This window comes from Inquilinus limosus MP06, assembly GCF_000767795.1.
In the GTDB taxonomy this organism is placed as follows: domain Bacteria; phylum Pseudomonadota; class Alphaproteobacteria; order DSM-16000; family Inquilinaceae; genus Inquilinus; species Inquilinus limosus_E.
This window is the reverse complement of sequence record NZ_JANX01000419.1, coordinates 1-5,712: the sequence shown is the minus strand read 5'-3', so window position 1 is coordinate 5,712 and position 5,712 is coordinate 1. Positions and strand designations below refer to the sequence as shown.

At 70.4% G+C, this 5,712-nt stretch carries 7 protein-coding genes; 1 reads left to right on the top strand and 6 read right to left on the bottom strand.

Translation table 11 applies throughout. From position 1 onward, the window contains the following. Positions 1 to 115: 115 nt before the first annotated feature. The 5 genes from P409_RS24650 to P409_RS24630 all read right to left on the bottom strand — a co-directional run bounded on the left by P409_RS24650 (position 116) and on the right by P409_RS24630 (position 4,499). Positions 116 to 487, bottom strand: coding sequence for a hypothetical protein (locus tag P409_RS24650; protein WP_034844806.1), 372 nt, complete (start codon positions 485 to 487; stop codon positions 116 to 118). 87 nt (positions 488 to 574) lie between these two features. Then, positions 575 to 1,255 (bottom strand): spermidine synthase, encoded by a 681-nt coding sequence (locus P409_RS38235; protein ID WP_052121354.1) that lies wholly within the window; start codon positions 1,253 to 1,255, stop codon positions 575 to 577. 51 nt (positions 1,256 to 1,306) lie between these two features. Then, positions 1,307 to 2,890 carry a DHA2 family efflux MFS transporter permease subunit gene (locus P409_RS24640; protein ID WP_034844805.1) on the bottom strand — a complete coding sequence of 528 codons (1,584 nt, stop codon included), beginning with the start codon at positions 2,888 to 2,890 and terminating at the stop codon, positions 1,307 to 1,309. Further along, positions 2,887 to 3,996 (bottom strand): HlyD family secretion protein, encoded by a 1,110-nt coding sequence (locus P409_RS24635; RefSeq protein ID WP_081991772.1) that lies wholly within the window; start codon positions 3,994 to 3,996, stop codon positions 2,887 to 2,889. Before P409_RS24635 ends, P409_RS24640 begins: the two co-directional genes overlap by 4 nt. After that, on the bottom strand, positions 3,993 to 4,499 hold the full coding sequence (locus P409_RS24630) for a winged helix-turn-helix transcriptional regulator (RefSeq protein ID WP_034844804.1): 507 nt from the start codon (positions 4,497 to 4,499) through the stop codon (positions 3,993 to 3,995). The genes P409_RS24635 and P409_RS24630 overlap by 4 nt, the downstream gene beginning before the upstream one ends. A 155-nt stretch (positions 4,500 to 4,654) precedes the next feature. Here P409_RS24630 and P409_RS24625 point away from each other — a divergent pair, with 155 nt between their 5' ends. Further along, a complete protein-coding gene (locus P409_RS24625; RefSeq protein ID WP_034844802.1) occupies positions 4,655 to 4,972 on the top strand; it encodes a hypothetical protein in 318 nt (105 codons plus the stop codon). A gap of 258 nt (positions 4,973 to 5,230) precedes the next feature. Here P409_RS24625 and P409_RS39225 read toward each other — a convergent pair. Beyond that, the coding region (locus tag P409_RS39225; RefSeq protein ID WP_034844801.1) for a hypothetical protein at positions 5,231 to 5,712 on the bottom strand (482 nt) is incomplete at its 5' end.

Genomic DNA, 5,712 nt, shown 5'->3' with positions numbered 1-5,712 from the left:
GGGCGTGTCGCTGGTGGCGGCGGCGCTGCTGGCCGTCACCGCGCTGGCGGCGCTGGTCGTGCTGGCCCGGCGGCGGGCGCCCCAGCCCGGCTGACCGTCGCGGACGGACGCGGGGTCAGGCCGGCTTGGCGCCGAAGACCTCGGAGCAGTAGAGCGTGTTGCCGCCGGCCAGGACGAAGAACACCACGTCCTGGCTGTTGGTCAGCGCCGTGACGGTGCAGACCTGCGGCAGCACCTGGTCCTGGATCGTCTTGGTGTCGTGCCGCTCCCACACCAGCTTGCGGCCGCCCTCCGAGGTCGGGGTGTCGCGGTCGGGCAGGCCGAGATCGGCGACCATCTCCGCCAGGGGATGGTCCTGGTAGGGCGCGATCCGCTTGCCGAAATTGTCCCGCGCGGCCGCGGAAACGCTCTCCGCGCTCTGCGGCTCGGCACAGGCGGCGAGCAGCAGGAGGGCGGCTGCGACGGTCAGCGATTTGGGAAACGGCAACAGGGCTCTCCGGCCAGCGGCGCGACGGGTCGTCCAGCGTGTACACGCCGGAGGCAGGACGGTCCAGCGGGTCGGCTGTCCGCCCGCCTAGATCTGCAGCCCGAACCGGTCCAGCTCGTCCTGCCGGAACGGCGTCGCCGACAGCACATAGACCAGATGGAACGGCTCCGCCCGGCCCGGCCGGAATACCGGCAGCCGGGCGGGGACGAAGCCGATCGACCTGGCCCGATCCACGAAGTCCGGGTCCTCGAAGGCCGACCAGACCATCAGCATCCCATCCGGCGCCAATGCCCGGCGCAGGGTGCCGAGGCCGTCCACGCCGTAGAGCGCGGCATTGCCGGCGGCGGACAGCGGCTGCGGCCCGTTGTCGACATCGAGCAGGATGACATCATAGGCCGTGCCCTCGGCCGCCACGGCGAGGACGTCGCCGTGGCGGATCCTGGCGGGATGGGGCGACCGGGGCCCGGTGTAGCGGTCGAACCAGCGGATCACCGCTTCCGACAGCTCGGCCACGGTCACCCGCCCGGCCCCGCCGAGATGCCGGTGCAGGCTGGCCAGGGTGTAGCCGAGGCCGAGACCGCCGACGAGGATGGCGGGATCCGGCCTGCGCGCCAGCTTGGCGGCGAGCTCGCCGAGCCGATCCTCCGACTCGTGATACTCGCCGTTCATCAGCTCCCAGCCATCGACCCGGATCATGTAGAGGCCGCCGCGCTCGTAGAGATCGAGCACGCTGTCCCCGCACGCGGCGCTGTCCACATGAACCCACATCGGCCGTCCTTCCTGATCGGTCGCGGATCTTGGCCGCGGCCGCCGGACGGATCAATGCGCGTCCGCCGAGGGGGCCTGGCGCGGCGCCACCTTGCGCATCAGCGGCACCATCAGCGCCGCGACGGTCAGGCACAGGCACAGGACCAGGAAGGCGTCGGCATAGGTCAGGGTCTGCGCCTCGCGCATCGTCAGCGACCACAGCTGCCGCAGCGCCGCGTCATGGCCGCGCCGGGCGTCCCCGCCGAGGGCGACGGCCTGCGCGGCGGCGACCTTCTGCACCAGGTCGGTCATCGCCGGGTTGGCCGGGGTCAGGTGTTCCGCCAGCCGCAGGAAATGCAGGTTGGTGCGGTCGTTCAGGATGGTGGCGCAGCCGGCGATGCCGATGGCGCCGCCCAGGTTGCGCATCAGATTGAACAGGCCGGAGGCGAGCTTCAGCCGGTCCGGCGCCAGCCCGCCCAGGGTCAGCGTCACCGCCGGCGCCACCGCGAATTGCTGCGAGAAGCCGCGGAAGGCCTGCGGCAGCAGGAATTCGCGCCAGCCCCAGTCATGGGTGATCGGGGTGAAGTTCCACAGCGAGAAGGCGAAGCAGGCCAGGCCGAACATCATCAGCCAGCGCAGGTCGAAGCGCCGGGCGCACCAGGCGTAGACCGGGATGGCCAGGATCTGGAACACGCCGGTGGAGAACACGGTCAGGCCGATGTCGTAGGCGCTGAAGTCGCGCACCCGGCCGAGGAATTGCGGCATCAGGTAGATGGTCGAGAACAGGCCGATGCCGGTGACGAAGGAGAAGAAGCAGCCGAGGGCGAAGTTGCGGCTCTTCAGCGCCCGCAAATCCACCACCGGCCGCTCGAAGGTCAGGCTGCGCCAGACGAAGAGCACGCCGCTGATGCCTGCGATCCAGGCGGTGGCGCGGATGCTGTCGTCGCCGAACCAGTCCCAGCGCGGCCCCTCCTCCAGCGTGTATTCGAGGCAGCCGAGGAACAGCGCCATCAGCACCATGCCGGGATAGTCGGCGCCGCGCAGCAGCGACCAGTCCGGCTTGTCGATCTTCACCAGCATCGGCACGACGATGGTGATGAACACGCCGGGGATCATGTTGACGAAGAACAGCCAGTGCCAGGAATAGTTGTCGGTGATCCAGCCGCCGATGGTCGGGCCCAGCGTCGGCGCCAGGGAGGAAAGCGCGCCGATGGTGGCGGCGGCGACCACCACTCTCGGCCCCTGGAAGAAGGCGAAGGCGGCGGTGAACACGGTCGGGATCATCGACCCGCCGAGGAAGCCCTGCAGTGCCCGGAAGGCGATCATGCTGTTGATGTCCCAGGCCCAGCCGCAGAGCAGGCTGGTCAGGGTGAAGCCGGCGGCCGAGACGCTGAACAGCCAGCGCGTCGACATCACCCGCGACAGCCAGCCGGACAGCGGGATGACGATGATCTCGGCGATCAAATAGCTGGTCTGCACCCAGGCGGTCTCGTCGACGCCGGCGGACAGGCCGCCGCCGATGTCGCGCAGCGAGGCCGAGACGATCTGGATGTCCAGCAGCGCGATGAAGAAGCCGACGCACATCACGGCGAAGGCGAAGATCTTCTGGCCCTCGGTGAGCCCGGCAACACCGGTTGGAGCCGTGGCGGCGCTCATTTCCCGGCGCCTTCCCGCTGGTCGACATCGGCGGTGACCGACAAGCCCGGCCGCAGCCGGCCCAGGATCGAGGCGTCGCCGTCGAGCAGGATGCGCACCGGCACGCGCTGCACGATCTTGGTGAAATTGCCGGTCGCGTTCTCCGGCGGCAGCACGCTGAACTGGGCGCCGGTGGCCGGCGCCAGGCTGGCGACATGGCCATGGAAGACCTCGCCCGGCAGCACGTCGGCCGTCACCGTCGCCGCCTGGCCCGGGCGCATCCGGGCCAGCTGCGTCTCCTTGAAGTTGGCGTCGACCCACAGGCCGGTGGCCGGCACGACCGACAGCAGCTGCGACCCGACGGTGGCATAGGCGCCCTCCTGCGCGGCGCGGTTGCCGATGGTGCCGTCGATCGGCGCCCGGATCTCGGTGTAGCCGAGATTCAGCCGCGCCGTGTCGCGGTCGGCCTCGGCCGCCGCCAGCGCCGCCCGGGCCTGCTGCTTCTGGGTGTCGATGACGTCGAGCTGGCGCTGCGCCGCCTGCAATGCCGCGTCGGCCTTCTGGCCGTCGGCCACCGCCTGCTTGTAGTCGGCATCCGCCTTCTGGAAGGTCTGGACCGAGGCCCAGGAGCGGGCGGACAGCTGCTGGTAGCGCGCCTGGTCGTCGCGGGTGCGCACGATCTCGGCATCGGCGGCGCCGATCCCGGCCTGAGCCTGGGCGATCACCGCCTGCTGCAGCCGGTAGGCCGCGTCGAGATTGGCCAGGGTCGCGTTCTGCTGCGCCACCGCGGCCTCGGCCTTGGCCAGCGCAGCGCGGTAGTCGCGGTCGTCCAGCTTCACCAGCAGGTCGCCGGCATGCACCGGCTGGTTGTCGGTCACCGCCAGGGTGGCGATGAAGCCGGCGACCTTGGGCGCGATCACGGTGATGTTGCCGCCCACATAGGCGTCGTCGGTGCTTTCGAAGAAGCGGCCGACCGTCCACCAGTCGTGGCCGTACCAGCCGCCGCCCAGGAGGATGGCCAGGGCCGCGCCGGTTAGGGCCAGCCGCTTCTTCGTCAGCCGCGGCTTCTGCGCCACGGGCGCCTGGACCGGGGTCGAGCTGTCGCGGTCGAGGACGATGGCGTTCACGGCGTGGCCTCCGGGGATATGAAAGTGGCGCGGGCCAGGCGGCGCTGCGTGCGCTCGTCGGCGGCGGGGCCCGGGCCGGGCCGGAACTCGCGCGGGGTCATGATCCGGCCGCTGGCCCGGTCGAACAGCACCGGGTCGGCGACGGCGCCGGTCTCGCGGTCGACCAGTTGGATGCTGGCCCCCTCCGGCGCGAAATGGCGGTTGCCCCAGGCGATCAGCGCCCAGACCACCGAGCGGAAATCGCGGCCGCTCCCGGTCAGCACATACTCGTCGCGCGGCGGCTTCTCACTGTAGCGCCGCCGCTCCAGCAGCCCGGCCTCGACCAGGCTGTTCAGCCGCCGGGCCAGCATGCTGGGGGCGATGCCCAGGGCCTTCTGGAACTCGTCGAAGCGGGTGGCGCCGTAATAGGCCTCCCGCAGGATCTCGATGCTCCACCACTCGCCGACACGTTCCAGGCTGCGGCCGACGGGACATTGGGGGTTGCCGAGGTTCTTGCGCTGCATGGCGAAGCCTGCGCCTTCATTGAATGACGATCGTCATATATGCTTGTCACTATCATTATGCAAGTCACTTATCGGAATGGCATCCGGGCGCCCCCTGGGTCGCGGCCCCTGTTTGCGATGGATTCGAGAGACACCGGGGCGACAAGATCGGCGCGATGGGCACCCATGAGATCTTCCTGCACTTCCTGACCACGGTGAAAAACCCGCTGGTCCTGGCCGCCTGCCTCCTCACCGTGATCCTCAAGCCGCAGCGCTGGGCCATCCGGCTCGTCACGATCGCGGCGGCGCTGGCCTGGGGGATGTTCAGCCTCGCGGTGATCCGCCCCTCGGATGATCCGCTCCTGGCCTTGGCCATCAGGGGCGCAGCGGGCGCGCTGGTCGCCGAACTGGCCCTGGTCGTGGTCGTGCCCCTGATTGTCCTGGGCCTGGCGGCCGCACGGTCGCTGCTGGCCTGGCTGCGCCCGCCGCCCTAGAACGGACGGGACCATCCATTTGCCTTTCCCGCTCGCGGGACCTTTTCACAATAGCGATGACCCGCACTTCCTGAGTCCCCTTCCCCCTGCCCCTCCCGCAGGGGGAGGGGGACTCAAAAGGAGTGGCTGGCGCCTGCAACCGGCCTCGACGAACGCCCCTCACCCGGAGGCGCAAGCGCCTCCGGCCTCTCCGTGAACGGGAGAGGCAAAACACTCGGGTCTCTTCATCAAGGGCACCTCACCGACGAACCTCGCCGCTTACCCGGTATCCGGCGGCCTGGATTTGCGACCGACGGCGTCGGCCGCCCAGCGAGGCTCGGGCGGATCCTCAGGGTCCTCGCCATCCGCCGGCGGCAGGAGGCCGAGATGCTCCATGGCCTCGTCGGCCATCTCCAGCCACTGCTCCACCCGCACCGGATAGCCCCAGCGCCGGCACAGCGCCGCCACGGCGACCGGCGCCGGGCTGGCCTCCACCAGCTCGGCCACCTCCGGCCGTTCCAGCCTTTCGCTCAGCTCGGCGGCACGGCGATCCTCCTCGCCGTCCTCGGACGATTCGTAGACCGCCGCCATCATCGCCAGTGTCACCCGCAGCCCGTGCCGGTCCTCCCGGGCCGCCTCGCGCCGCGCCGCGGCCTTGCGCCGCTCCGCCTCCTGCCGGGACAGCGTGTCCTTGAGCAGCAGGGTCAGCCGCACGGCACGCGCGACGGTGGCGATCCGCTGGCAGTAGTCGACGCCCGGCA